The 1,772-nt window shown below is 67.0% G+C and carries 2 protein-coding genes and 1 pseudogene; 2 read left to right on the top strand and 1 reads right to left on the bottom strand.

Annotated elements, in window-relative coordinates:
- Positions 1-784 (top strand): rhodanese-like domain-containing protein (locus ACRDUX_RS03540; protein ID WP_526411075.1); only part of this gene is annotated, 784 nt, incomplete at its 5' end.
- A gap of 65 nt (positions 785-849) precedes the next feature.
- Here ACRDUX_RS03540 and ACRDUX_RS03535 read toward each other — a convergent pair.
- A pseudogene (locus ACRDUX_RS03535) lies at positions 850-1,206 on the bottom strand (MerR family transcriptional regulator); the annotation flags it as partial.
- A gap of 61 nt (positions 1,207-1,267) precedes the next feature.
- Between ACRDUX_RS03535 and ACRDUX_RS03530 the strand changes: the two are divergent.
- On the top strand, positions 1,268-1,772 hold a 505-nt coding region (locus tag ACRDUX_RS03530), incomplete at its 3' end, for a polysaccharide deacetylase family protein (RefSeq protein ID WP_526411073.1).

Here is a 1,772-nt window from a genome sequence, read left to right as displayed (position 1 = left end):
CGACGCAGGCGCGGAGCTCCTGACGTCGGCCGAGGCGCAGGGACACCTCGACGACGGAACCTCGACCACCTATCTGCTGGACGTCCGCTCACCAGGTGAGTTCTCAGCTGGTCACTACGCCGCGGCGGTGTCCGCGCCCGGCGGTCAACTGGTGCAGGCGACAGACGAGTTCGTCGCCGTGCGGCGGTCGCGGCTGGTGCTGGTGGACACCGGCGATCTGGTGCGATCGGCGAACACCGTGCAGTGGCTGAAATTCCTGCACGACGGGCCGCTGGCGGTCGTCGTCTTCGATCCGACGCTGGAGCTGGTCCGGTGGAAGCGGTTGTCGCTGACTCTTCCCGTGCAGCATCGCGTCACCTGGCAAGAACTGTCGCAGTGGGATTCCGACGTCGACGTCCGTCTGGTCGACGTGCGGGCCTCTCACCGCTACGCCGCCGGGCACGTGGCCGGGTCTCTGCACGCCCGACGGGAGCACCTCGACGAGATCGTCTCTCGGGGTGCCCGTGTCGTGCTGATCGGTGACGGTGACTTCGCCGCGGAGTACCTCGCGGCCGATACCGGTGGTGACATCTGGGTCCTCGATGGCGGAATCAACGCCGTGCCAGATGAATTGGTGACCGAGGACCCGCTGTATGCCGGGGAGGTCGTCGACCGCACGGGAGCGCCGGAGTTCGGGCCCGATCGCGACGCCTGGTATGCCGCCTACTTCGAGTGGGAGCTGTCACTCCTCCGGGAATCCGAGGGGGATCCGTTCTTCGACTTCGCTGCGGTGGCCGGCACGTGACTACGTCGGGAAACTGATGGTCCGGGCTCAACGATGCGAGGCCCGGGGATCCGATCCGGAGTAGCCCCCTTCGACGCCGCGGAGATCACTCCGTCGAGAACCTCACGGGAGTTCGCTAGACCGCGGATTTCCCGATCAAGCCGGGTGCGCTCGGCGGTCAGCTCGGTGACCAGACGGGGCGTCGCCTCGGAGGATGGGCCGCCATCGCTGTCGCGCATGCATGGCAGCAATGTTGCGATCGTCCTGCTGCGCAGCCCGGCTGCGAAGAGCTCCTGGATGTGAATCACTCGGTCGACCGCACGTTCGGAGTACTCACGCTGACCGCGCGGCGTCCGGTCCGATACCAGAAGCCCCTGCTGCTCGTAGTAGCGCAACGACCGCTCACTCACGCCGGTCCGCTGCGCCAGCTCACCAATCCGCATCATCCCGTTATACCCAAGTCGCGCTTGACCCTCACATTGATGTCACCTCCTACCGTCGGGCATGACCACACCGCATCGCCTTCCGCCCTTCGAGTACAGCCCCATCACCGAGCGTCGACCCATCACCTGGCCCGGCGAGGCCAGAGTGGCCGTCTACGTGGGGCTCAACGTCGAGCACTTCCTGCCCGACCAGCCCTCCACCAGCATCTGGCCGGGTACGGCCGAGCTGACCCCCGACGCCCTCAACTACGGCTGGCGCGACTACGGCGCGCGGGTAGGGATCTGGCGCACCATCGAAAGCCTCGACCGACATGGCATTCGCCCCAGCGTGCTGCTCAACTCGGCGGTCATCGACAACCACCCGCAGATCATCGAGGCCGGTCTCCAGCGGAACTGGACCTGGCTCGCGCACGGCCGGACGAATTCGATACTGCACACCGCGATGGCCGTGGACGAGGAGCGCCTACTGCTCGCCGAGATCGCCGATGCCATCACCGGCGCGACCGGCAGTCGGCCTCGCGGGTGGATGGGGCCGGGCCTGACCGAAACCCATCACACCCCGGAAC

Origin of the sequence: Mycobacterium sp. (genome assembly GCF_050701675.1) — a bacterium.
Taxonomy (GTDB): Bacteria; Actinomycetota; Actinomycetes; order Mycobacteriales; family Mycobacteriaceae; genus Mycobacterium.
This window is presented reverse-complemented; position numbering and strand designations above follow the sequence as displayed.